We start from the raw sequence: 24,170 nt of genomic DNA on the forward strand, positions 1-24,170 counted from the left end.
CCTGTCGACCGTGAATCCGTTTCACCGGCGCACTGCGGGGGCGCACACCTCGGCGCACGGACACTCCCTGCACACCTCTGGACGGCGGGGCCCGGGCGCTGTTCGCTGGGAGGCGGGGCGGGACACGACCGGGGGGAGCCGGAGCATCGGACGCACACACCGAATGGGAGGCCGCGATGGCTTCAGCGCAGGTGACCGGTACGACCGCGCAGCGCCCGCACGCGGGCGGCGGAGCGGGGTCGCACGGTCGGGCGCGTGACTGGGCGGAGATCCAGGAGCGGATGCTGGTGCCGCTCTACCAGGCGGTATACCGCCGGCTGGAGGTCGGTCCGGCGACGAGCCTGCTCGGCCTCGGCTGCCGCTCGGGGCTCGCCCTGCTGCTCGCCGCGGAACGCGGCGCGCAGGTGGCCGGGCTGGAGCCGGAGGCGGAGCTGCGCGAGCTCGCGGAGGGCCGGCGGCTGCGGGTGGCGGGAGTCGGCGGTGTCGACCGGTCGGGTCAACCCGTCCCCCGCTCGGCGTATTCGCTGGTCACCGTTTTCGAGGAGCTCGCCTACGTGGCGGATCCGGCGGTGCTCGTGCTGGAGGCCGCGGCGCTCACGCTGCAGGGCGGGCACGTGGTGCTGGCCGGCTGGGGTCCGCCGGAGCGGTGCGAGAGCGCGGGCGTGCTGGAGGTGGCCCGGCGCCGGTCGGCCCGGACGCCGTCCTCCGACCCGTTCGCCCTGAGCGCCCCCGGCGCACTGGAGGAACTGTGCGCGGGCGTCGGGCTCCGACCCGCCGGCAGCGGCCGGGTCAGCTGCCCCTTCGCGTACCCGGACCTCGACAGTGCGGTGCGCGGCATGCTCTCCACCGGTCTGTACGAGGGCGCGATCGAGGAGTGGGGGCCGGCGCTGGTGACCAAGGAGCTGGAGGAGGCGCTGCACCCCTTCGTGCAGGCGGACGCCTCCGTCCGGATGGCCAACGTGTTCCGGTACGTGGTGGCCGAGCAGCCCCGCTGATCCACCGCGGGCCCGGGGCGGACGTACGGACGCCCGCCCCGGCCCCGGACGCGCTCGGGCCGGAACGCTCACCGCGACGGGCCCGCGGGCCGGTGGCCGACCGGCTCAGCGGTCGAGCGGGGCCCACTCCTCTGCGGTCAGCGCGTACCGCTCGTGGTCGCGCCAGGCGCCGGAGAGGAACAGCATCCGCGGGGTGAAGCCCTCGTGCCGGAAGCCGAGCCGCTCGGCCATGGCGATGGAGCGGGCGTTGTCGGGCTGGACGTTGATCTCCAGCCGGTGCAGGCCCAGTCCGCCGCGCTCGCCCGGGGCGAAGCACCGGTCGACCACCAGCTGCATGCCCTCGGACATCCGCCCGGTGCCGGCGTACGGCAGGTAGGAGTCGTAGCCGAGGGCGCCGTTGCAGAAGCGGCCCATCACGATGTTGGCCACGTTGCACTTGCCGACGAGCCCGCCGGTGGCGACGTCCTCGATCAGGAAGGTGTGCAGGCCGGGCCCCTGACGGTCCAGCAGCTCGGCGAGGCCGTCCGGCTCCACCGGGTTCCACCGCCCTATGTGCTCGGCCGAGCGGCGCACCGCCTCGGCGTACGGAGCCACGTCGTCCGGTCGGGGTTCCCTGATCCTCACTCGCACACCACCATCATCGGGCATGTGTGCGGTCGGCCGCCGGGCGGCCCCGCCGGACGGCGTCGGCGGTGTCGGCCGACCGGCCGCGACGGGCCCGGGCGCAGGGCTCCGGAGACCCGGCCGGAGGGTCACGGCCCGGAGCCCCGGGCACAGGATCGGCTCCGGAGACGCCGACGGCCCGCCGCCCCGGGCGAGGGGGCGGCGGGCCGTCGGTCGGGAACCGTCAGAGCAGGTCCTTGAACTCCTTGGGCAGTTCGAAGTCGGACGGGCCCTTGCCCGCACCGAGGCCGAAGGCGCCGCCCGGCGCGGCCTGCTGGCCCTGCCCGGCCGGGCCGAGGGCGCGGCGCTCGGCGGCGGCCGCCTCCTCCTGGGCCCGCTTCAGCGGGTTGCCGGACTTGCGCTTGCCCTTGGCGACCGGGGCCTTCTTGGCGGAGCGCTTGCCGCCGCCGCCCATCCCGGGGATGCCCGGCATGCCGGGGATGCCCTTGCCCGAGGCCATCGCGGACATCATCTTGCGGGCCTCGAAGAACCGCTCGACCAGGTTGTTGACCTCGCCGACCTGGACGCCGGAACCCTTGGCGATGCGGAGCCGGCGCGAGCCGTTGATCAGCTTCGGGTCGGTGCGCTCGGCCGGGGTCATCGACTTGATGATCGCGCCGACGCGGTCGACGTCCTTGTCGTCGATGTTGTTGATCTGGTCGCGGATCTGGCCCATGCCGGGCAGCATCCCCAGCAGCTTGGAGATCGAGCCCATCTTGCGGACCTGCTCCAGCTGGGACAGGAAGTCGTCCAGCGTGAAGTCCTTGCCGCCGCCCTGCAGCTTGGAGGCCATCTTCTCGGCCTCGGCCTGCGAGAAGGTCTGCTCGGCCTTCTCGATGAGCGAGAGCATGTCGCCCATGCCGAGGATGCGCGAGGCCATCCGGTCCGGGTGGAAGGCGTCGAAGTCGTCGACCTTCTCGCCGTTCGAGGCGAACATGATCTGGCGGCCGGTCACGTGCGCGACCGAGAGCGCGGCACCGCCGCGGGCGTCGCCGTCGAGCTTGGAGAGCACCACGCCGGTGAAGTCGACGCCGTCGAGGAAGGCCTGCGCGGTGGTGACCGCGTCCTGGCCGACCATGGCGTCGACCACGAACAGGACCTCGTCGGGGCTGACCGCGGCCCGGATGTCGGCGGCCTGCTGCATCATCTCGGCGTCGATGCCGAGGCGGCCGGCGGTGTCGACGACGACCACGTCGTACTGCTTCTGGCGGGCGTACTCGATCGAGTCGCGGGCGACCTTCACCGGGTCGCCGACGCCGTTGCCCGGCTCCGGGCCGTAGAAGGCCACGCCGGCGCGCTCGGCGACCACGCCGAGCTGGTTCACCGCGTTGGGGCGCTGGAGGTCGCAGGCGACGAGCAGCGGGGTGTGCTTCTGCTGCTTCAGCCAGTGGCCGAGCTTGCCGGCGAGCGTGGTCTTGCCGGCGCCCTGGAGGCCGGCCAGCATGATGACGGTCGGGCCGTTCTTGGCGTAGCGCAGGCGGCGGGTCTCGCCGCCGAGGATGCTGATGAGCTCCTCGTTGACGATCTTGATGATCTGCTGCGCCGGGTTCAGCGCGCCGGAGACCTCCGCGCCGAGGGCCCGGTCCTTGACCTGCTTGATGAAGGCCCGCACCACGGGCAGCGCGACGTCCGCCTCCAGCAGCGCGATCCGGATCTCGCGGGCGGTGGCGTCGATGTCCGCCTCGCTGAGGCGGCCCTTGCCCCGGAGGTTCTTGAACGTCGCTGCGAGGCGGTCGGAGAGAGTGTCGAACACGTCGGTCGCGGGTCCCTTGCGGCATGGGTACGGGTACTGTCGTCGCCCCCCAGGGTATCCGGCCGCCCGGCGAACGGTCTCCACCCCGGGATTCCCGCGGGCTCGCCGGCTCCCCGGCCGCCCGCGCGGGGCTCAGCCGAGCGCCTCCTGCACCGCCCGGGCGACCTGCGCGGCACGGGCCGCGGCCAGCGGCAGGCCCTCCGCGTCGGTGACGTAGAAGGCGTCCACCGCGTCGGCGCCGAGGGTGGAGACGTGGGCGGTGCGCACCCGCACCCCGGCCGCGTCGAGGGCCCGGCCGATCCGGTGCAGCAGGCCGGGGGCGTCGTGCGCGCGGACCTCCAGGATGGTCGCGCTGGAGGACGCGCCGGGGGCGACCGAGACCACCGGGGGCGGGGTGGCGATGCCGCGCCGCCGGGGCGCGGCGGCGTCGCGTTCGGCTAGCTTGCGGGCGACGTCCAGCGAGCCGTCGAGGGCCCGGCGCAGGTCGGCGCGGAGCCGGGCCGCCTCCGGCAGTTCGCCGTACTCGGCGGCGACCGTCCAGGAGAGCAGCAGCACCGGGCCGGCGTCGATCGGGTCGAGCTCGCGCAGCGAGGCGGAGCGCACGGTGAGCCGGTGCAGCGCCAGCACGCCCGCGACCGTGCCGAGCAGTCCGGGCCGGTCGGGGATGGCCAGGGTGAGTTCGACGCCCATCGGCTCGGTGCCGGTGCTGCCGGTGCTGCCGGTACCGCCGGCCTCGGTGTGCGCGTGCAGCGAGAGCGCGGGGCCGCCGGTGCGGGCGGCCTCCACGGCGAGCCGCTCCTGCTCGGCGGTCGGGTCGCCGGCCGGCGGATGGCCGACCCCGCCGGCGAGGCGGGCGGCGGCCCGGGCGACCAGGTTGCCGACCAGCGAGGCGCGCCAGGTGCTCCAGGCGGCCGGGCCGGTGGCGGTGGCGTCGGCCTCGGTCAGGGCGTGCAGCAGTTCCAGGTGCGGCAGGGTGCCGACCACCTTGGTGATCGCGTCGACGGTGGCCGGGTCGTCGGGGTCGCGGCGGGTGGCCGTGTCCACCAGGGTCAGGTGGTGGCGGACCAGCAGGGCGAGGGTGTCGGTGTCGGTCTTGTCGAAGCCCATCCGGGCGGCGACGTCGCGGACGATGACCTCGCCGGCCTCGGAGTGGTCGCCGGGCCAGCCCTTGCCGATGTCGTGCAGCAGGGCGGCGACGAGCAGCAGGTCGGGGCGGGCGACCCGGCGGGTCATCGCGGCGGCCCGGACGGCGGTCTCGATCAGGTGCCGGTCGACCGTCCAGCGGTGCACGGCGTTGCGCTGCGGGCGGCAGCGCACGCGCTCCCAGTCGGGCAGCAGCCGGGTGATCAGCCCCTCGGCCTCCAGCGCCTCCCAGACCGGCAGGCAGGCCTCGCCTGCGCCGAGCAGGGTGATCAGCTGCTCGCGGGCCTCGTCCGGCCAGGGCACCGGCAGCGGCTTGGTCTCGGCGGCCAGCCGCCGGACGGTGGCGTAGGCGACGGTGAGGCCGGCCTGGGCGGCCGCGGCGGCGGCGCGCAGCGGCAGCACCGGGTCCTGGGCGGGGCGGGCGCCCTGGGCGAGCCCGGCCTCGCCGTCCTGCTCGACGACGCCCTCGGCGAGCGGACGGCGCTCGACGGCTCCCTTGGCGACCGCGCCGGCGCCGCGGCCGGTGCCGGTGAACGGGAAGGCGATCCGGGAGAGCCGGCGGCCGCGGCTGCTGCGGGCGGCGAGGACGCGGTCCACGGCCCGCCAGGTGACGTCGGAGGCGTAGGTGATGGTGCGGGCCGCCTCGTAGACCTGGCGGAGCAGGGTGTCGGCGTCGAGGACGCCGAGGCGGGCGGCGACCTGGTCCTGGTCCTGCAGGCTGAGGCGCTCGGTGGCGCGGCCGGTGGTCAGGTGCAGGGCGTCGCGGACGTCGGCGAGGCGGGCGGCGGCGGCCTCCAGGCCGTCGCGGGGGGCGTCGGCGAGCCAGGTGGCGGCGATGGCCTTGAGCGCGACCACGTCGCGCAGGCCGCCGCGGGCCTCCTTGAGGTCGGGTTCGAGGAGGAAGGAGAGCTCGCCGTGGCGCTCGGCGCGTTCGGCGCACAGCTGCTGGAGTTCGGGCAGCCGGCCGGCGGCGCCGGCCCGCCAGTCGGCGAGCAGGGTGGAGCGGAGCGAGGCGGTGAGCGCGGGGTCGCCGGCGATGTGGCGGGCGTCCAGCAGGCCGAGCTGCGCCTTGAGGTCGTCCGCGGCGACGGCGCGGGCCTCGTCGAGGGTGCGGACGGCGTGGTCGAGGGCGGCGCCGGAGTCCCAGACCGGGTACCAGATGCGTTCCGGCAGCCGGGGGTCGATCGGGCCGTCGTGCAGCAGCAGGACGTCGAGGTCGCTGCGCGGGGAGAGTTCGCCGCGGCCGTAGCCGCCGACGGCGACGAGGGCGGTGCCGGCGGGTGCCCCGGCGTCCCGGTGCAGCCCGGCGAGCCAGCCGTCGGTGAGCCGGGCGAGGGCGGTGCGGCGGGCGGCGCCCCCGAGACCGGGGTCGGCGAGCAGCCGGGCGCGGGCGGCACCGTGGTCGTCCGGGCGGGCCGGGTCGGAGGGGTGGGCTTCGGTCGTGGTCACGTCGGAGATCCCATCCGTGGGGCGGGGTGCCGGATGCGCGTCCGGCGGACCTGCCGGTGGGCAGGTCCGCCAAGAGCGTGTGGTGCTGATGCTAGAGCGCGTCGGGGCCGCGCTCGCCGGTGCGGACGCGCACCGCCGTGTCGACCGGGACGGCCCAGACCTTGCCGTCGCCGATCTTGCCGGTGCGGGCGGCCTTGACCACGACGTCGATCAGCTGCTCGGCGTCGTCGTCCTCGACCAGGATCTCGATGCGGACCTTGGGCACCAGGTCGACGGTGTACTCCGCGCCCCGGTAGACCTCGGTGTGGCCGCGCTGCCGGCCGTAGCCGCTGGCCTCGGTGACGGTCAGGCCGTGGACGCCGAAGGCCTGCAGGGCCTCCTTCACGTCGTCCAGGCGGTGCGGCTTGATGACTGCGGTGATGAGCTTCATCAGGCGTCGACCTCGGCCTTCTCGGCGGTGCTGGCGGTGGCGGCGGGAGCGGCGGAGACGGCGCGGACGAGGCTGGCACCGACGGCGGTGAAGTCGTAGGCGGACTCGGCGTGCTCGGCCTGGTCGATGCCGGAGACCTCGACCTCCTCGGAGACCCGGAAGCCGATCGTCTTGTGGATGGCCAGGCCCAGGATGCCGGTGACGACGAAGGAGTACGCCGCGACCGCGACGACGCCGAGCGCCTGCTTGCCGAGCTGCTCGAACCCGCCGCCGTAGAACAGGCCCTGGGCGGTCTGGCCGACGTGGCCGGTGGCGAAGAGGCCGATCAGCAGCGAGCCGATGACGCCGCCGACGAGGTGGACGCCGACCACGTCGAGCGAGTCGTCGAAGCCGAGCTTGTACTTGAGGCTGATCGCCGCGGCGCAGGCGACGCCGGCGATGATGCCGATGGCGATGGCGCCGAGCGCGGAGACAGAGCCGCAGGCGGGGGTGATGGCGACCAGGCCGGCGACCGCACCGGAGGCGGCGCCCAGGGTGGTGAACGCGCCGTGCTTGATCTTCTCGTAGGCGAGCCAGCCGAGGACGGCGGCGGCGGTGGCCACCTGGGTGTTGATGAACGCCATGCCGGCGACGCCGTTGGCGGCCAGCGCGGAGCCGGCGTTGAAGCCGAACCAGCCGAACCACAGCAGGCCGGAGCCGAGCATCACCAGCGGGAGGCTGTGCGGGCGCATCGGGTCCTTCTTGAAGCCGATGCGCTTGCCGAGGATCAGGGCGAGCGCCAGGCCCGCGACACCCGCGTTGATGTGGACGGCGGTGCCGCCGGCGAAGTCGATGACGCCGTTGCGGTCGCCGAGCCAGCCGCCGTTGCCCTTGTCGAAGGCGAACACCCAGTGCGCGACCGGGAAGTAGACGACGGTGACCCAGAGCGCCACGAACAGCGACCAGGCGGTGAACTTGGCGCGGTCCGCGATGGCGCCGCTGATCAGGGCCGGGGTGATGATCGCGAACATCAGCTGGAAGGCGGCGAACCCGGTGACCGGGATGGTGCCGCTGAGGTCGTTCATCCCGATGCCGCGGAAGCCCAGGAAGTCCAGGTTGCCGATCAGGCCGGCGCCGGCGTCCGGCCCGAAGGCGAGGCTGTAGCCGTAGAGGACCCACAGGACGCTGACGATCGCGAGCGTGATGAAGCTCATGACCAGCATGTTGAGGGTGCTCTTTACCCTGACCATGCCTCCGTAGAAGAAGGCCAGACCCGGGGTCATCAACATGACCAGGGCCGCACAGATGAACACAAAGGCGGTATCGCCCGCGCTGAAGCCGTCCGGCATCGGCGTCTCCTCGTGAATGGAAGCCGCTCCACGCCCGGGATCCCTGTCCCGTGCCACCCGGGGTGTCGGCGATGTGAAGGAGAGTGCCGAAGGCTGATTTCGGCCGATGCGGCTCGGTGTTTCGCTGCCGTGACGCAACCGACGGGGGCGTTACGAGCGCGTGAACCACGGCCGTGCCATGACAGATCTTGCGTTACCGTTCCGCCGCTCGGTACAGCGGGTACGGGGTGGTTCACCGACCGTGGGGGCCCGTGGGCCGGAGGGCGGGGGAGCCCGTACGGATACGAGGCCGCACGGACCCCCACGGTCGGGGTCGGGGGTGCGAGTGGCCGGAATCCGGCCCTCGCGGGGCGGTCAGACCGCCGAGGCGAACTCCGGGATGTCCTGCACGACCCGCTCGGCGAGCCGGGCCACCTCGGGCACGCCCTTGTACTGGCGGTTGGCGGCCTCGGTGGTCTTGCGGACCCGGGTGTTCAGCCGTTCGGAGCGGACCTTGGTGGCGATGTCGACGGCCTGCTCGGCCATCACCGCGGCCTGCTCCGGCTCGTTCTGCAGCAGGTGGACGCTGGCCATGCCGATCAGGTTGAAGGCGTAGCTGCGGACGTGGTCGCCGTCCTGCCGGAACAGGTCGACGGCGCGCTCCATCACCGGCGCGGACATCGAGGCGTACAGCTGGCTGCGGCTGGAGTGGTACGCCAGGTCGCGGAAGGAGTGCGCGTTCTCGGCGTTGAGCTCGGCCTCGGAGAAGAACCTGAGCCAGTTCGGGTCGCCGTCGCCGGTGCGGCAGTCGCTGAAGGTGTCCTCGGCCAGGCGGGCGGCCCGGGCGCAGCGGTTGACCTCGCCGATGGTGGCGTAGGCACGGGCCTCCATCGCGTACAGCAGCGCCTGCTGGCGGGGGGTGGCGGTGTCGCGGCTGCCGTACTGGGCGAGGTGGATGAGCTCCAGGGCGTCCTCGCCGCGGTTGAGGTGGATCATCTGGCGGCTCATGTCGGTCAGGATCAGGGCGCCGAACGGGCGGTCCCCGGCCTCCTTGGCCGCGTGGAGGGCCAGCACGTAGTACTTCTGGGCGCTGGGGTGCATGCCGACGTCGTAGGACATCCAGCCGGCGAGGTGGGCGAGTTCGGCGGTCAGGCGGAAGAGGCGCTTGGTGGTGGGCTCCGGATAGGACTCCTGGAGGAGGTCGGTGACCTCGTGGAGCTGGCCGACCACCGCCTTGCGGCGCAGGCCGCCACCGTTCTGCGCGTCCCACTGGCGGAACATCACCGTGGTCTGTTCCAGCAGTTGGATCTCGGGCTCGGAGAGCCGGCCGGTGTACGGCTCTCCGCCGTTGGCGGCGGTGAGGATCGGGGTCGGCGCGCCGCCGGGGCCGGGGGTGAGCCAGCGCTGCATCGGCTCGATCAGGGCGGCGCCGGCGGTCAGGGCGAGCGAGGTGCCCAGGAAGCCGCGGCGGTTGAGCATCAGGTCGCTGCGCGAGTACTCGCTGATCAGCTGGACGGTCTGGTCGCCGCTCCAGGGCAGGTCGACGCCGCCGCCCACGGTGGAGACCGGGACGGCGGTGCGCAGGCCGAGGTCCTCGACGGAGACGACCGAGCCGAAGCGCTCGGAGAACAGCTCGGACATGATCTTCGGGATGGGCTCGCGCGGTTGTTCGCCGTCGAGCCAGCGGCGCACCCGGGAGGTGTCGGTGCTGACGTGGTGGGCGCCGATCTGGCGGGCCCGACGGTTGACCTGACGCGCCAACTCGCCCTTGGACCAGCCGCTTCGGGCGAACCACGATGTCAGCTTCTCGTTCGGTTGCTTCTCTCCCATGGGAACGTCCCCATCCCGCCCGGCCCCTGACTCGGGGCCCCGCTCGTGGTGCCCGACGGTTCGGGCGCTTGCTCGACGTACCGTGCCTGCTCGACTGCCGAGGAGGCGGACCCCCGTACTGTGGACGGTCCGCTGTGCTCCGTGTGCCGAACGTAACGTGATTTCCGCCATCCGGGGGAGCACCGCCGAGGAAACGCCACCTTTCGCCACCCCTGAGAGTGAACGAAGAGTGGCCGCGCCGCGCTTCACTGGTAGCCGGTTCGCAGTGACCCCGGCACATGCCCGTCGGATGGGCTCCCGCCCTCGGGGCGGATCAACTGCCGCCGATGCTACCGGTTTTGACGCCCCACCAGACGACGGAGGAACCCTCGTGCGACTGCGACCTCCCGGTCTCCGCAGCTCCGGGGCCCGCCTGCTGCTGGAACGCGCCACACGAATCGGAGCGCACCCGCAGGCGCGCGCCTCCGGTGCACCACCCGCACCGCGCAGGCCGTCCGACGCACCGTCACATTCCCGTAACCACCGGCATCCAGAACCTGTTGGGGGAGGCATGGACAACCTGTTCGGCGAACTCCGGCTGCGGCACCTGCGGCTGGCGCCGCGCGGCACCCTGCGGCGCACCAGGGCCACCACCCTCCGGGCGGCCGGCGAGTACACCTCCCGCCTCGGCTGGACGGTCGTCGCGGGGGCGGCCCGCGGCCACCACCGCTCCCCCGCGGTCTGCGACTGCGCCGCCTCGCACTGCGCCGCCCCCGGTCTGCACGCCGCCCCCGGCCCGAAGGCCGCACCGGGCACCCCGGCGGAGGAACTCCGCACGCTGCTCGCCGCGGACGCGCCGGTGCTGCTGCCGGCCGGCCTGCACTTCGACGTGCTGGACGTCCCGGAGCAGCCGGGTCTGCAGGCGCTCGTGCGGCTGGAGCGGATGGGCACCCAGGTCGGCCCGGTGATCGCCTCGCCGACCGGGCGGCTGCTGTTCTTCGTGGCCCCCGGCACCGCGCGCCGGCTGCCCGAACTGCTCTACCGGACGGGCTGGGACGACGCCTCGCTCGACCTGGTCTGCCACGGCGCCGGCGCGTACGTGGCGGCGCCGCCGACCGTGCTCGGCGGACTCGGGCCGATGCGCTGGCTGCGCCGGCCGACCCGGGAGAGCGCGGCCTGTCCGCCGGAGGCCCGCCTGCTGCTCGGCACCCTGGCGTACGCCTGCCACCGCGGCCGGGCCCGCGCGTGCGAGCCGGCCTGGCTGGCCTCCTGAGCCGAGCGGGACGGAAAGCGGCGGGCCGCCGCCCCTCGGAAGTGCCGCCCTTGGCGGTGCCGTCGAGCTTGGTCAGCACGATGCCGGTGATGTCGACGACCTCGGCGAAGACCCGGGCCTGGACGAGGCCGTTCTGGCCGGTGGTGGCGTCCAGGACGAGCAGCACCTCGTCGACCGGGCCGTGCTTCTCGACGACCCGCTTGACCTTGCCGAGCTCGTCCATCAGGCCGGTCTTGGTGTGCAGCCGGCCCGCGGTGTCGATCAGGACGGTGTCGACGCCCTCGGCGATGCCCTCCTTCACCGCGTCGAAGGCGACCGAGGCCGGGTCGCCGCCCTCGGGTCCGCGGACGGTGTGCGCGCCGACCCGCTCGCCCCAGGTCTGCAGCTGGTCCGCGGCGGCGGCACGGAAGGTGTCGGCCGCGCCGAGCACCACCCGGCGGCCGTCGGCGACCAGCACGCGGGCGAGCTTGCCGGTGGTGGTGGTCTTGCCGACGCCGTTGACGCCGACGACCAGCACGACCGCCGGGCCCTCCTCGTGCTTGGTGGAGCGGACGGTGCGGTCGGCGTCCGGGCCGATCAGCGCGACGAGCTCCTCGTGCAGCAGGCCGCGCAGCTCCGTGGGGGTGCGGGTGCCGAGCACCTTGACCCGGGTGCGGAGGTTGTCGACCAGCTCCTGGGTCGCCGCGACGCCGATGTCCGCGGTGAGCAGGATCTCCTCGATCTCCTCCCAGGTGTCCTCGTCGAGGCGGTCCCGGGAGAGCAGGGTGAGCAGGCCCTTGCCGAGCGCGTTCTGCGAACGGGAGAGCCGGGAGCGCAGCCGGACGAGCCGGCCCGCGGTGGGTTCGGGTACCTCGACGGCCGGCGCGGCCGCGGCCTCCGCCGGTGCCTCCACCGCGACCTCGGGGGCCTCGGGGGCCTCGGGGAGCTGCACCTCCTCGATGGTCTGGACGGGTGCCTCGCTGGGCGGGGCGGACTCCTCGCCGACCTGCGGCTCGCGCGGCGGCGTGATGACGGGTGCCTCGGGTTTGGGAGGCACCGGCTTGCGTCGTCTGCCGTTGACGACGAGGCCAGCGATCGCGCCGACGGCGACCACGGCGATGACTACGGCAAGGATCACGTATTCCATAACCCCCCCAGTATCGGCGACGCCCCCGTGCCGCCGGGAGTAGCCGGACGGCGTGGCTCGCTCACCGTCCGTGGGCCGGCCGGGGCCGGGGTGGGCCTCTCCTTGTGCTCTCCCCCGGCCTGGCGGCCGGGAGGTGCCCCCGCGCGCAGCCGCTGGCTGATCACCTGGGAGATGCCGTCGCCCTTCATGGTGACGCCGTAGAGGGCGTCGGCGGCCTCCATGGTGAGCTTCTGGTGGGTGATGACGATCAGCTGGGAGCTCTCCCGGAGCTCCTCCATGATCGCGATCAGCCGGCGCAGGTTGGTCTCGTCGAGCGCCGCCTCCACCTCGTCCATCACGTAGAAGGGGCTGGGGCGGGCCTTGAAGATGGCGACCAGCAGGGCGACGGCGGTCAGCGAGCGCTCGCCGCCGGAGAGCAGGGACAGCCGCTTCACCTTCTTGCCGGGCGGCCGGGCCTCCACTTCGACGCCGGTGGTGAGCATGGACTCGGGGTCGGTGAGCACCAGCCGGCCCTCGCCGCCGGGGAAGAGCCGGGAGAAGACCCCTTCGAACTGGGCGGCGGTGTCCTGGAAGGCGGCGCTGAAGAGCTGCTCGACCCGGGCGTCGACGTCCCGGACGATGTCCATCAGGTCGCGCCGGCTCTTCTTGAGGTCGTCGAGCTGCTCGCCGAGGAAGCGGTGGCGTTCCTCCAGTGCGGCGAACTCCTCCAGGGCCAGCGGGTTGACCTTGCCGAGCTGCTGGTGGGCGCGTTCGGCGGCCTTGAGCCGCTTCTCCTGCTCGGCCCGGTCGTACGGGCGGGGTTCGCCGGGTTCGGCGCCGTCCTCCGGGACGGGCGGCGGGACGGGCTGGTCGGGGCCGTAGCCGTCGATCAGCTCCTGGCCGCCGATGCCGAACTCCTCCAGTGCGCGGGACTCCAACTGCTCGATGCGCAGCCGCTTCTCGGCGCGCAGCACCTCGTCGCGGTGGCCGGCGTCGACCAGCCGGTCGAGTTCGGCCTTGAGTTCGCGGCCGCGCTCGCGGGCGGTGCGCAGGTCGGCCTCCCGCCCGGTGCGGTCCGCCTCGACGGCGGTGCGTTCGGCGTCGGCGGCGGCGAGCGAGGCCTCGACGGCGGCGAGCAGCACCCGGGCGCCGGCGGCGACGGCGGTGGCGACCTCGGCCTCGTGCCGGGCGCGGGCGCGTCGGCGGGCGGCGCGGGCGCGGGCCTCGCGTTCGGCGGCGGCGGCGCGGTCGAGCTGGTCGGCGCGGCCGGCCAGCGAGCGGACCCGCTCCTCGTGGGTGCGGACGGCGAGCCTGGCCTCCACCTCCGCCGCCCGGGCGGTGGTCCCGGCGGCGGCCAGGCGGTCGCGTTCGGCGGTGTCGGGCTCGTCCTCGCCCTCGGCGTCGAGTTCCTCGGCGGCCTCCAGCCGGGCGGCGAGCTCCTCGGCGGCGTCCCGGGCCTCGGCCAGGCCCTGTTCGGCGCGGGCCGCGGCGGCGTCGAGGCGTTCGGCCTCGCCGGCGGCGGCCCTGGCCTGTCCGGCCGACCGGCCGAGGGCGCCGGCGAGTTGGGCGCGCTCCTTCTCCGCTCGGCGGCGCGCTGCGGCCGACTCGTCCTGGGCCAGCGAGAGTTCGCGGCGGTGCTCGGCCGCAGCGGCCAGTTCCTCCGCCAACCGCTCGCAGCGGGCGTCGAGTTCGTCGATCCGGCGGGCCGCCTCGGCGACCTGGGCCTGGGTCTCCAGCAGGCTGGGCGCGCCGGCGGCACCCCCCTGGGCCCAGGCGGCGGCGAGCAGGTCGCCGTCGGCGGTGACGGCGGTGAGGTCCGGGTGGAGGGCGGTCAGCCGGCCGGCGGCGGCGAGGTCGGCGACGACGGCCGTCCGGGCGAGCAGGGTGTCGACGGCGGCGCGCAGGCCGGCGGGGGCGTCCACCAGGTCGGCCGCCCAGCGGGCGCCGTCGGGGAGCTCGGGCCGGGCGGACGGGTCGGCGGCCGGTCGGGGGGCGTCGGCGAGGAGCAGGACGGCCCGTCCGGCGTCCTGCTTGCGCAGCAGCCGGAGCGCTTCGGTGGCGGTGTCCGGTCCGTCGACGGCGACGGCCTCGGCGGCGGCGCCGAGGGCGGCGGCCAGTGCGGTCTCGTGGCCGGGGTGCACGGTGAGCAGTTCGGCCGCGGAGCCGAGCACGCCGGGCGGGCGGTCGGCGGCGGTGAGCAGGGTGCCGCTGCCGTCCTTGCGGCGCAGCCCGAGGGAGAGCGCCTCGTGACGGGCGGTCAGGCCGGCCCGTTCGCGTTCGGCCGCCGCGGCGGCGTCCCGGGCGGCGGCGAGGACGCGTTCGGCCTCCTGCAGGTCGGCGCGGGCCTGTTCGTGGGCGCGTTCCTGCTCGTCGTCGGCGGCGGCGAGGCCGTCGCTCTCGTCCTGGAGCTGCCGGTACTCCTGCTGGGCGGCGTCGGCGCGCTGCCGCGCCTCGGCGGCGGCCTCGGTGAGCCGGCCGATCTCGGCCCCGGCGGCGGCGGCCCGCGAGCGGGCGGCGGTCGCCTGGCCCTGCAGCCGGGCGAGTCCTTCGCGGCGGTCGGCGATGGCGCGGGCCGCGCTCTTCAGCCGTGCTTCCTCGGCGGCGAGGGCCCGTTCCAGTTCGCCGCGGGTCTCGACGGTCTCGGCGAGGGCGTACTGCGCCTCCTCCAGCGCCTCGGCGAGGGCGGCCTCCTCCTCGCGGACCCGGGCGGCCTCGGCGGCGAGTTCCTCGGGGTCGCGTCCGCGCCGTTCCTCGCCCTGGAGGCCGGCCTGGGCGTGCCGGACCTTCGCCTCGGCGAGTCCGATGGTGCCGCGGGTGCGCTCGGTCAGTGCGGAGAGCCGGTACCAGGTCTGCCGGACGGCCTCCAGTCGCGGTCCGAGCTGCTCGACCTGCGCCTCCAGGACGGCCTCGCGCTGGACGGCTCCGGCGAGCTGCTGCTCGACGGTGGTGCGGCGGACCTTGAGGGCGAGCTCGTCGGCGATCTCGACCTCGACGGCGCGGCGCAGGGCGAGCAGGTCGTCGGCGAGCAGGCGCAGCCGGGCGTCGCGCAGTTCGGCCTGGATCCCGGCGGCACGGCGGGCGATCCGGGCCTGCCGGCCGAGCGGGCCGAGCTGGCGGCGGAGTTCGGCGACGAGGTCCTGGACGCGGTTGAGGTTGCCCTGCATCGCGTCGAGCTTCCGCAGCGCCTTCTCCTTGCGCTTGCGGTGCTTGAGGACACCGGCGGCCTCCTCGATGAAGGCGCGGCGGCCCATCGGGTCGGCCTGCAGGACGGAGTCCAGCCGGCCCTGGCCGACGATGACGTGCATCTCGCGGCCGATGCCGGAGTCGGAGAGCAGCTCCTGGATGTCGAGCAGCCGGCAGACGGTGCCGTTGAGCGCGTACTCGCTGCCGCCGTTGCGGAACATCGTCCGGGTGATGGTGACTTCGGAGTAGTCGATGGGCAGCGCGCCGTCGGTGTTGTCGATGGTGAGGCTCACCTCGGCGCGGCCCAGCGGGGCGCGGCCTCCCGCGCCGGCGAAGATGACGTCCTCCATCTTGCCGCCGCGCAGCGACTTCGCGCCCTGTTCGCCCATCACCCAGGAGAGGGCGTCGACGACGTTGGACTTCCCGGATCCGTTCGGGCCGACCACGCAGGTGATGCCGGGTTCGAACCGCAGGGTCGTGGCCGAGGCGAACGACTTGAACCCGCGCAGCGTCAGACTCTTCAGGTGCACCCGTCCGACCTCCTCGCCAGCGTGCGGCGCTGTGCTGGCGACTGTATCCGGCCATGGGCGGGACACGGCGTCAGGAGGCGGTTTGGCTGCGACGCGGCATGGGCAGCATTCGCGCGGGGAGGGCTCCGGACACGACGAAGGGACGCCACACCGGACGTCCCTTGCAGGCTGCGATCCCTTTCGGGAAGCTCAGCGCACCGACGGCGTCGATCGATCGGATCGTGCGAGGATCAGGTGAGCGCAGGCTCCCGGTGATCCATGTCGATGCTGGTGAGCAGCGAGTGCTCGTCGGCGACAGCGGCGAGAGCGTCGTTCTCCGTCCGGAGCCGGAGGAGTTCGGCCTCCAGATCGTGAACGCGCTGCTGCAGCCGTCGCACCTCGGAGAGCATTCGCGGGTCGGGGCCGCCGACGTACCCGAGAAGCGCCTTTGCCATGATGTATGGTCCTCCACGCTGAGTGACCGAACCGTTTTGCGGTACTGGTCTAGGGGGAAGGGGTGCGCACTCCTCGTCCACCCGAACGTGCTGGCTGGGCACTCCAGAGCGGCCGCAGTGAGCTGGGCACACGACGGATCCACCCTGCCGGGTAAACGCGGACTGGTGCGCGGGCTTCCAGCGTCTCACCAAAGACGGTACGGGTCAACACGATCACCGCACGCTACCGCGCCCCTCTCACCTGCATGGCGGATGCGTCACACCACGGGGGTCGGGCGGGCCACCTGAGCCGGTGGATCACTGCTGGTGCGGAGTCAACCACGAGTCTGCCCGATTGGCAACCGGATGACACCGGCAGTTGCCGGAGGGTCTCTCCATCCCTCCGGCAACTGCGGTGTGCTAGCGGATCGCGAATCCGTCGTACCCGTCCCCGGTCGCGGTCCAGATCTCGGTGACCCCGCTGACCTGGCCCGGAGTGTCCGGGCCGCGCAGCAGGACGAGGAGTTCCTCGCAGTCGGCGTGCAGTCCTTCGGCCACGACCTGCACCCGGCCGTCGCCGAGGTTCACGGCGTACCCGGTCAGACCGATCTCCAGGGCGCGGGCCCTGGTCCACCACCGGAAGCCGACCTCCTGGACCCGGCCGCGGATCCAGGCGGTGACCCGGACGGGCCGGACGCCGTCGTGCCCCAGCGTGTGGTGGCCGTAACTGTCGTGACCGTGCATGCCACGACCATAGTGCGACCCCGGACGGTCGGTGCGAAGCGGTTTCACCGCACCCGCACCGCACCTCCGCGACCCTGCGGAGCCCTTCGCGAGTCCCCCGGACGGATGAGCGTCACGCGGCGGGCCGGGTTCACCCGTACGGCAGCGGGCCCGGGCGGTCCGGCGGCCGGCCGGTCAGAAGCCGCCGCCGAAGTCACCGCCGCCGCCCCCGTCGAAGCCGCCGAAGTCGTTCTGGTCGAAGTCGGCACCGGAGTACTCGCCGCCCTCCGGGCCGCCCTGGTACCCGTCGGCGGCCCAGGCGCTGCCCGGCGAGGCCAGCACCGAGCCGAGCACGGTGCCGGCGACCAGCCCGGGCAGCATGCCCGAGCCGAAGTAGCCGCCGGCCCAGGGGCTGTAGGCGGGCCCGGCGTTCCAGTACGGCTCGCGGCCGTGCTCGGTGGGCACCGTGCGGATGTCCGGGTCCAGGCCCGAGCGCAGCCGCGCGGCGTCCTGCGCGCAGACCGGGACGCTGCGCGGCGCCCCGCCGGCCGGCGCCCAGTCGGCGTCCTCCGCGGACGGCCCGTGCCGCGGGTCGAAGAAGCACGGCGGCCGGCGCTCGGGCAGCGGCCGCTTCTCCCGCCGGGCGGCGAGCACCGCCAGCGAGAACCGGCCGTCCTCCAGGGACTCGGTCACCGGCCGGACGTCCTCCGGCCCGGCGGCCGCGTCCATCCGCTGCTTGGCCTGCTCGTAGGAGTCCAGCGCCCGGGCGTAGTCCGCGCGCTGCTCGTCGTCGGCGTCGGCCGCGCGCGGATCGAAGTCCAGCCGGTCGAGCTCCTCGCCGAAGGCGGTGATGTCCTCGTCGACGACCGTCCGCAGTTGCGCGAGCTGGGCCCGGCGCTGCTCCTCCTTGCGCCGCCTGGCCCGCCGGAAGAGCAGCAGCGCGCCGCCGCCGGCGAGGGCCAGCAGCACGAGGGGGACCACGATCGCCGCGGTGCTCACCCCGCCGGAGGCCACACCGTGCCCGCGGGTCTGCGGCGCGGCCTGGTCGACGAAGTCGTTCAGGGTGGCGCCGATGTCGTTCGGGTGGGCCCGGAAGGCGGCGCCGGCGATCCGGTCGGCGGAGGCCTTCGGGAGGGCCTGACGGTCCGAGAACGCCTTGAACTGCTCACCGCGCCAGATCGCGTACACCCCGACGACGCCCACCTCGGTGCGCAGGTCCAGAGGGAAGGTGGCCGCGGGGTACTGGTCGTTCGCCGGGACCACCGCGACGAAGATCGGTTTGTCGGTGTCGGCGATCCTCTTGGTCAGGTCGGCGGCCTGGGCCTCGGAGAAACGGCCGGTCATCGACGGGTCGACGTAGACCTTGCCCTGCTTGAGGGTCGCCGCGGCGTCGGACACGCCGGCCGCGGACGCCGCCGGCGCGAGGAGCAGCAGCACGCCGGTCAGCAGCGCGGTCAGCGCGACCGCCGGGCGGTGCAGGAGGGTTCTCATGCCTCCGACGCTACCGCCCGCACTGCCGCTCCCCCTCCTGCGGTCGCACGTCGGGCGCCCCGATCTGCACCCCCGGTCTGATCCCTCCCCCGCCGACCGGCCGGAAGACCCCCCGGCGGTGCCGGGTGCCGCCGCGGACGGGGCATAGTGGTGCCTGCCAGTCCGCTCATGATCGGAGCCTTCGTGTTCATCGGCCTCGTCACCGCCGTCGCGGCATCCGCCTGCTACGGCACCGGCTCCGTCCTGCAGGCGCTCGGCGCCCGGCGCTCGGCGCGCGAGGAGGCCGCCCGGTCCGAGGGCGGCGTGTCGCTGACCGAGCACGGCGGCCCCAGCCTCTCCTCGACCGCGAAGGCCGCGGTGACCTGGGAGTTCATCCTCGGTACGGTGCTGGACTTCGTCGGCTTCGGGCTGGGCGCGTTGGCCGCCCGGCTGCTGCCGCTGTTCCTCTCCCAGACGATCATCAGCGCCAACCTGGTCATCACCGCGCTGCTCAGCGTCAAGCTGCTCGGGCTGCGGCTGAAGCAGTTGGAGTGGGTGTCGATCGGCGTGCTGTGCGGGGCCCTGGTGATGCTGGCCGTCGCGGCCGGCCCCGAGGGCGGCCACGTGGTCGCCCGGTCGGTGCACTGGTGGCTGCTGGCGGTGACGGTGGTGCTGATCGCGGGCGGCAGCCTGCTGGTCCGGCGGCTGGGGCGCAGCGGTGCGATCGTGGCGGGCCTGCTGTCCGGCCTCGGCTTCGGCGCGCTGGGCATCGGCGTGCGGATCCTCGACGGCGTCCAGCCGTTCGACCTGGCGGCGCTGGTGTCGGACCCGGCGCTGTACACCATCCTGGTCGGCGGCCTCGGCGGGATGTACCTGCACACCGTGGCGCTGCAGGTCGGCTCGGTGAACGGGGCGACCGCCGCACTGGTGGTCGGCGAGACGGTGGTGCCGGGCGCGGTCGGGGTGATCTGGCTGGGCGACTCCTCGCGGGACGGCCTGGGCTGGCTGGCCGCGATCGGCTTCGTCCTGGCGGTGGTCAGCGCGGTCGGCGTCGCCTGGTTCGGCGAGGACGAGGGCGCCCTCCACGGCGCCGAACCCCACCAGCCCGAACTCGCCGACCACTGAAACCCCGCCCCGGGGCGGCACCTCAGGGCAGCACCTCAGGGCGGCACCCCAGGGCAGCACCTCAGGGCGGCACCCCAGGGCAGCACCTCAGGCAGCAGCACCTGAGGGGGCGTGTGGGGGTACCTCCCGGCCGACGGCTGGGGGAGAACTGCGCAGTCCGGGATCGGGCACCGGTGCGCAATCGGTCATGCCCTGAATCTGTACGGTGGCCCGCTCCCCCCATTGCGCAGTTCCCCGCGCCCCCAGGGGGTCTGCCGCGCGCCTACCGCTGGCGCGGGACCGGCTGGCAGCGGGGGCAGAAGTAGCTGGAGCGGTTCATCCAGGCGGCGCGGCGGATCGGCGTCCCGCAGCGGTGGCACGGCGCTCCCTCGCGCCCGTACGCGTCGAGGTCGCGGGCGAAGTACCCGCTCTCGCCGTTCACGTTGACGTAGAGGCTGTCGAAGGTGGTGCCGCCGACGGCGAGCGCCGCGTTCATCACGTCCCGGGCGTGGCCGAGGAGTTCGGCGGCGCGGGGGCGGGTGATGCCGGCGGTGGGCCGGTCGTAGTGGAGCCTGGCGCGCCAGAGCGACTCGTCGGCGTAGATGTTGCCGACGCCGCTGATCAGCGTCTGGTCGAGCAGGGCCCGCTTGACGGTCGTCCGCCGGGCCCGCAGGGCGGCGACGAACGCGGTGTCGTCGAAGCGCTCGTCCAGCGGGTCGCGGGCGATGTGGGCGAGCGAGACGGGGGTGGCCTCCGGGTCGCCGTCCTCGGCCTCCTCGACGGCGAGGCCGCCGAAGGTCCGCTGGTCGACAAAGCGCAGTTCGCGGCCGCCGTCGGTGAAGCGGAACCGCACCCGCAGGTGGGTCTCGTCGGGGGCGGCCGGGTCCTGGACGAGCAGCTGTCCACTCATTCCGAGGTGGCCGACCATCGAGTGGCCGGTGCCGGCGAGCGGCACCCACAGGTACTTGCCGCGGCGGTGGGCCTCGCCGAAGGTGGTGCCGGCGAGGCGGGCGGCGAAGTCCTCGCCGCCCGCGGTGTGCCGGCGGACCGAGCGCGGGTGCAGGACCTGCACCTCGGCCACGGTCCGGCCGGCCGTCCAGCGGGCCAGACCGCGCCGGACGACCTCGACCTCGGGGAGCTCGGGCATACGGGCCGCCTCAGCCGGTGGTGTCGGGCGTGCTCTCGGCGTACTTGGCCTTGATGGCGCGCCAGGCGCTCTCGGCGGCCTTCTGCTCGGCCTCCTTCTTCGAGCGGCCGCTGCCGTGCCCGAAGTCCTGGCCGGCGACGCGGGCGGCGGCGTCGAAGGTCTTCTCGTGGTCGGGACCGGACTCGGAGACCACGTACTCCGGCACGCCGATGCCGACGGCCGCGGTGAGCTCCTGGAGGCTGGTCTTCCAGTCCAGGCCGGCGCCGAGCTGCGAGGACTCCTCGATCAGCGGGTCGAACAGCCGGTGGACGAACTCGGTGGCGGCGTCCAGGCCCCGGTCGAGGTAGACGGCGCCGATCACGGCCTCGACGGTGTCGGCGAGGATCGACGACTTGTCGCGGCCGCCGGTGCCCTCCTCGCCCTTGCCCAGGCGGATGAAGGTGCCGAGCTCCAGGCCGCGGCCGACCTCGGCGAGCGCGCGGGAGTTCACCACCGCGGCGCGGAGTTTGGCGAGCGTGCCCTCGGCGACCTCCGGGTGGAGGCGGTAGAGGGTGTCGGTCACCACGAGGCCCAGCACCGAGTCACCGAGGAATTCGAGGCGCTCGTTGGTGGGCAGCCCGCCGTTCTCGTACGCGTACGAGCGGTGGGTGAGGGCGCGTACCAGAAGGGCGCGCTCGAGCTCGTACCCGAGGCGCCCTTCCAGGACGTCGTATTCGGTCGAGGCCGGCCCGCCGCCCTTGCCCCCGTTCGAAGGGCCCGGCTTGCGGGAGGAGTTGCCGTCCGACATCGATCCGTGCACCCCGCCGATCAGACCGAGAGGACCTGGCGACGGTTGTACGTGCCGCAGCTCGGGCACGCGATGTGCGCCAGCTTCGGCTCGTGGCAGCGGTCGCACGCGACGAGCGCCGGCGCGACGGCCTTCCAGTTGGACCGGCGGTGGCGCGTGTTGCTGCGCGACATCTTCCGCTTCGGAACAGCCACGGCTACTTCTCCTGGTTCTCGGCGAGACCCTCACGGGTGTCGCTGTTCTTGTTCTCGTCACCCTCGTCGCCGGGGGCGGCGGAGAGTCCCTGCAGAGCCGCCCACCGGGGGTCGGCGGCGTCGTGGTGGTGGTCCGGGTCGTCGCTCAGGCGTGCCCCGCACTCGGAGCAGAGGCCCAGGCAGTCGTCCTGGCACACCGGCTGCAGCGGCAGTGCGAGCACCACCGCGTCACGCAGCACCGGCTGGAGGTCGAAGAAGTCGCCCTCCAGTCGGTAAGTCTCGTCCTCGGAGTCCTCGTCGAGGTCCTCCGTCCCGGCCGTCCGGGCGCGGTGGCGCTCGTCGGACTCCGGGTAGTAGTAGAGCTCCTGGAAGTCGACCTCCAGGTCGTCGTCCATCGGCTCCAGGCAGCGCACGCACTCGCCCTCGACGTGCGTCTCGGCGGTGCCGGTGACCAGCACGCCCTCGACGACCGACTCCAGGCGGAGGTCGAGCGCGATCTCGCTCTTCTCCGGCACCCCGATGACGTCCGCGATGCCCAGGCCCTGCGGGGCCTCCAGGGTCCGCGACACCGTGCGCATCGAGCCGGGGCGACGACCGAGTTCGTGCGTGTCGAACACGAGCGGGTCGCGGTGGTCGAGGCGGTTCAAGGTGTCCTGACTTCCTGGGGGGCGGTACGCATCCCTGCGTTCCGCGGAGCCTTCTACGGGGGTGTGCGTGGCCGGTGTGCGGGCACACGACGGGGCCGGTGCGAACAGGCCGGAGTGGTCAGACTACCGGAGAGTCGGGCCAGGCCCAAAGTCGGTGCCCGACCCGCCGTCCGTCAGCGGCCGCCGAGCTCCCGCAGCTTGGTCATGTCGATCATGCTGGTGTCGAAGAAGCTCGTCTCGTCCAGGCCGGCCTGCTGCTGGTGCGGCACCTGGCCCTGCGGCTGCTGCTGGTAGCCGTACTGCGCGCCGTACGGGTCGGCCTGGTAGCCCTGCTGCTGGTAGTAGCCGTCCGCCACGCCCTCCTGGCCCTGGTAGGCCGCGGCGGGCTGCTGGTAGCCGTACTGGTTGCCGTACGGGTCGGTCTGGCCGCCCGCGGAGGGGTCGTAGCCGCCGCCGTACACGTCGGCGTACTGCGGGGCGCCCTGGTTGCCGTACGGGTCCTCGCCCGGGTTCTGCCAGCCGGCCGCGGCGGGCGTCTGGTCGGGCCAGGCCTGCTGCTGCGGCACCTCCTCGCGGTACCAGGGCTGCTCCTCGCCCTCGGTCGCGAAGCCGGCGGCCACCGCCTCGGCGCGGTCCTTCTGCTGCTGGGCCTCGTCGGCGGCGGCCAGGTAGGCGCCGAGCTCGTCGATGGGCTTCTTGCCGAGCAGCTTGTCGCGGCCCTTGCCGACCGCCTCCAGGGTGGCGCCGAGCACGGCCTCCAGGGTGGCGAGCTTGACGTCGACGTACTCGTCGGCCTCCGGGCTCGGGCTGACCCGCGGCTGGAACTCCTCGCCGTCCTCGCCCTGCTCGCCCTCCGGCTCGTAGACGCCCGCGCCGCGCAGCTTCTGCCGGCCGCGGCCGACCGCGCCCAGCGTCTTGGTCAGCACGACCTCGAAGTTGGCGAGCTTGGAGTCGACGTAGTCGTCGGCCTCCGCGCGCTTGGTCTCCACCTCGGCCCGGGCCTCGGCGAGGATCCGGTCGGCCTCCGCGCGGGCGCGCATCACGACCTCGGTGTCGGAGATGAGCGAGCCGCGCTCGTCGTGCGCCCCGCGGATGATCTCCTCGGCCTGGGCCTGCGCGTCGGCGACCACCTGGTGGTGGTCGGCGACCACCGACTGGGCCTGCGCGAGCTCGGCGGGCAGCGCGGCCTTCAGGTCACGGAGCATGCCGACCAGGTCGGCCCGGTTCACCACACACGACGCCGACATCGGCATGGCACGGGCGTTCTCCACCGACGCGACGATCTCGTCCAGTTGCTGCTGCACGTCCACGGGCGCTTCTGTCTTTCCGTGTGCCGCCGGGGGTCCTGGCGGAGGCAGACCCCGGAGCACGGCGGCGCCGCGGGGCAGGACTACAGACTGTACGGCCACAGGGGGCGCGGCTCACAACATCCGGCGGGGCCGGGCGTTCCGGCCCCGCCGGCGGCCGTGACGGTTCGCCGGGATTGTCCGTTTCGAGCGGAGTGTTCCGAACGCGGCGACCGGGCCCCGCCTCAGCCGCGGCGCTCCGCGATCCGGTCGACCAGCCGGCGGTGCACCGTCTCGGGCAGCAGGTGCGAGACGTCGCCGCCGAGCGAGGCGACCTCCTTGACCAGCGTCGAGGAGAGGAAGCTGTAGGTCGGCGAGGTCGGCACGAAGAGCGTCTCGACCCCGCTGAGCCCGTGGTTCATCTGGGCCATCTGCAGCTCGTAGTCGAAGTCGCTGACCGCGCGCAGGCCCTTGATGATCGCCGGGATGCCGCGCTCCCGGCAGAAGTCGACCAGCAGGCCGTTGTGCGACTCGACCTTCACGTTGCCGAGCTTGGCGGTGGTCTCCTCGATGAGCCCGATGCGCTCCTCGACGGTGAACATGCCCTGCTTGTTCTTGTTGATCAGGACGGCGACATGGACCACGTCGTAGAGCCGGGAGGCCCGCTCGATGATGTCGAGGTGTCCGTTGGTGATGGGGTCGAAGGACCCCGGACAGACGGCGCGGCGCATGTCGTGTGCTCCCTTGTGGGGTAACCGG

Annotated in this window: 19 protein-coding genes and 1 pseudogene; 3 read left to right on the forward strand and 17 right to left on the reverse strand. The window is 73.8% G+C overall.

What is annotated here, in order from left to right; all coding sequences use genetic code 11:
- The first annotated feature begins 176 nt into the window (after positions 1-176).
- Complete coding sequence (locus IE98_RS0134255; protein WP_078661524.1) at positions 177-995, forward strand: class I SAM-dependent methyltransferase; 819 nt, start codon at positions 177-179, stop codon at positions 993-995.
- Positions 996-1,100: 105 nt separating this feature from the next.
- Here IE98_RS0134255 and IE98_RS0134260 read toward each other — a convergent pair whose 3' ends face one another.
- From IE98_RS0134260 to IE98_RS0134285, 6 genes are all read right to left on the reverse strand, one after another.
- Positions 1,101-1,643, reverse strand: coding sequence for a GNAT family N-acetyltransferase (locus IE98_RS0134260; protein WP_030275694.1), 543 nt, complete (start codon positions 1,641-1,643; stop codon positions 1,101-1,103).
- Between the two features lie 199 nt (positions 1,644-1,842).
- On the reverse strand, positions 1,843-3,411 hold the full coding sequence (gene ffh / locus IE98_RS0134265) for a signal recognition particle protein (protein ID WP_030275695.1): 1,569 nt from the start codon (positions 3,409-3,411) through the stop codon (positions 1,843-1,845).
- Between the two features lie 132 nt (positions 3,412-3,543).
- The gene (locus IE98_RS0134270) at positions 3,544-6,003 is read right to left on the reverse strand and encodes a [protein-PII] uridylyltransferase (RefSeq protein WP_030275696.1); all 2,460 of its coding nucleotides are present in this window, start codon (positions 6,001-6,003) and stop codon (positions 3,544-3,546) included.
- Positions 6,004-6,094: 91 nt separating this feature from the next.
- Positions 6,095-6,433 carry a P-II family nitrogen regulator gene (locus IE98_RS0134275; protein WP_030275697.1) on the reverse strand — a complete coding sequence of 113 codons (339 nt, stop codon included), beginning with the start codon at positions 6,431-6,433 and terminating at the stop codon, positions 6,095-6,097.
- A complete protein-coding gene (locus IE98_RS0134280) occupies positions 6,433-7,761 on the reverse strand; it encodes an ammonium transporter (RefSeq protein ID WP_030275698.1) in 1,329 nt (442 codons plus the stop codon). The genes IE98_RS0134275 and IE98_RS0134280 overlap by 1 nt, the downstream gene beginning before the upstream one ends.
- Positions 7,762-8,115: 354 nt before the next feature.
- A complete protein-coding gene (locus IE98_RS0134285) occupies positions 8,116-9,570 on the reverse strand; it encodes a hypothetical protein (protein WP_030275699.1) in 1,455 nt (484 codons plus the stop codon).
- Positions 9,571-10,120: 550 nt separating this feature from the next.
- Between IE98_RS0134285 and IE98_RS0134290 the strand changes: the two genes are divergently transcribed.
- Positions 10,121-10,822 carry a bifunctional DNA primase/polymerase gene (locus IE98_RS0134290; protein WP_030275700.1) on the forward strand — a complete coding sequence of 234 codons (702 nt, stop codon included), beginning with the start codon at positions 10,121-10,123 and terminating at the stop codon, positions 10,820-10,822.
- Positions 10,823-10,865: 43 nt separating this feature from the next.
- On the opposite strand, the pseudogene ftsY reads toward IE98_RS0134290, so the two are convergent.
- From ftsY to IE98_RS0134315, 5 genes and pseudogenes are all read right to left on the reverse strand, one after another.
- Positions 10,866-11,948, reverse strand: a pseudogene (gene ftsY, locus IE98_RS47145) (signal recognition particle-docking protein FtsY); the annotation flags it as partial.
- Positions 11,936-15,640: a chromosome segregation protein SMC gene (gene smc, locus IE98_RS0134300; RefSeq protein WP_052391359.1), complete on the reverse strand. Its 3,705-nt coding sequence runs from the start codon at positions 15,638-15,640 to the stop codon at positions 11,936-11,938. The pseudogene ftsY and the gene smc, both read right to left, overlap by 13 nt.
- A 230-nt stretch (positions 15,641-15,870) precedes the next feature.
- Positions 15,871-16,074 carry a hypothetical protein gene (locus IE98_RS0134305; protein ID WP_030275703.1) on the reverse strand — a complete coding sequence of 68 codons (204 nt, stop codon included), beginning with the start codon at positions 16,072-16,074 and terminating at the stop codon, positions 15,871-15,873.
- Between the two features lie 399 nt (positions 16,075-16,473).
- A complete protein-coding gene (locus tag IE98_RS0134310; protein WP_052391360.1) occupies positions 16,474-16,797 on the reverse strand; it encodes an acylphosphatase in 324 nt (107 codons plus the stop codon).
- Positions 16,798-16,971: 174 nt separating this feature from the next.
- Positions 16,972-18,267: a hypothetical protein gene (locus IE98_RS0134315; RefSeq protein ID WP_030275705.1), complete on the reverse strand. Its 1,296-nt coding sequence runs from the start codon at positions 18,265-18,267 to the stop codon at positions 16,972-16,974.
- Between the two features lie 183 nt (positions 18,268-18,450).
- Between IE98_RS0134315 and IE98_RS0134320 the strand changes: the two genes are divergently transcribed.
- A complete protein-coding gene (locus IE98_RS0134320) occupies positions 18,451-19,371 on the forward strand; it encodes a hypothetical protein (protein WP_052391364.1) in 921 nt (306 codons plus the stop codon).
- Positions 19,372-19,633: 262 nt separating this feature from the next.
- Here IE98_RS0134320 and mutM read toward each other — a convergent pair whose 3' ends face one another.
- From mutM to coaD, 6 genes are all read right to left on the reverse strand, one after another.
- Positions 19,634-20,497: a bifunctional DNA-formamidopyrimidine glycosylase/DNA-(apurinic or apyrimidinic site) lyase gene (mutM, locus tag IE98_RS0134325; RefSeq protein ID WP_030275707.1), complete on the reverse strand. Its 864-nt coding sequence runs from the start codon at positions 20,495-20,497 to the stop codon at positions 19,634-19,636.
- Positions 20,498-20,507: 10 nt separating this feature from the next.
- Positions 20,508-21,284: a ribonuclease III gene (gene rnc, locus IE98_RS0134330; RefSeq protein ID WP_043175798.1), complete on the reverse strand. Its 777-nt coding sequence runs from the start codon at positions 21,282-21,284 to the stop codon at positions 20,508-20,510.
- A gap of 20 nt (positions 21,285-21,304) precedes the next feature.
- Positions 21,305-21,478: a 50S ribosomal protein L32 gene (gene rpmF, locus IE98_RS0134335; RefSeq protein WP_030275709.1), complete on the reverse strand. Its 174-nt coding sequence runs from the start codon at positions 21,476-21,478 to the stop codon at positions 21,305-21,307.
- Between the two features lie 2 nt (positions 21,479-21,480).
- Positions 21,481-22,125, reverse strand: a complete 645-nt coding sequence (locus tag IE98_RS0134340; protein WP_030275710.1) for a YceD family protein — start codon at positions 22,123-22,125, stop codon at positions 21,481-21,483.
- A 173-nt stretch (positions 22,126-22,298) separates the two neighbouring features.
- Entirely contained in the window at positions 22,299-23,435 is a 1,137-nt protein-coding gene (locus IE98_RS0134345; protein WP_030275711.1) for an ATP synthase F0 subunit B, read from the reverse strand.
- A gap of 221 nt (positions 23,436-23,656) precedes the next feature.
- Positions 23,657-24,142 carry a pantetheine-phosphate adenylyltransferase gene (coaD, locus tag IE98_RS0134350; protein WP_030275712.1) on the reverse strand — a complete coding sequence of 162 codons (486 nt, stop codon included), beginning with the start codon at positions 24,140-24,142 and terminating at the stop codon, positions 23,657-23,659.
- Positions 24,143-24,170: the final 28 nt, after the last annotated feature.

Origin of the sequence: Streptomyces sp. NRRL B-24484, assembly GCF_000717715.1 — a bacterium.
Lineage (GTDB): Bacteria > Actinomycetota > Actinomycetes > Streptomycetales > Streptomycetaceae > Kitasatospora.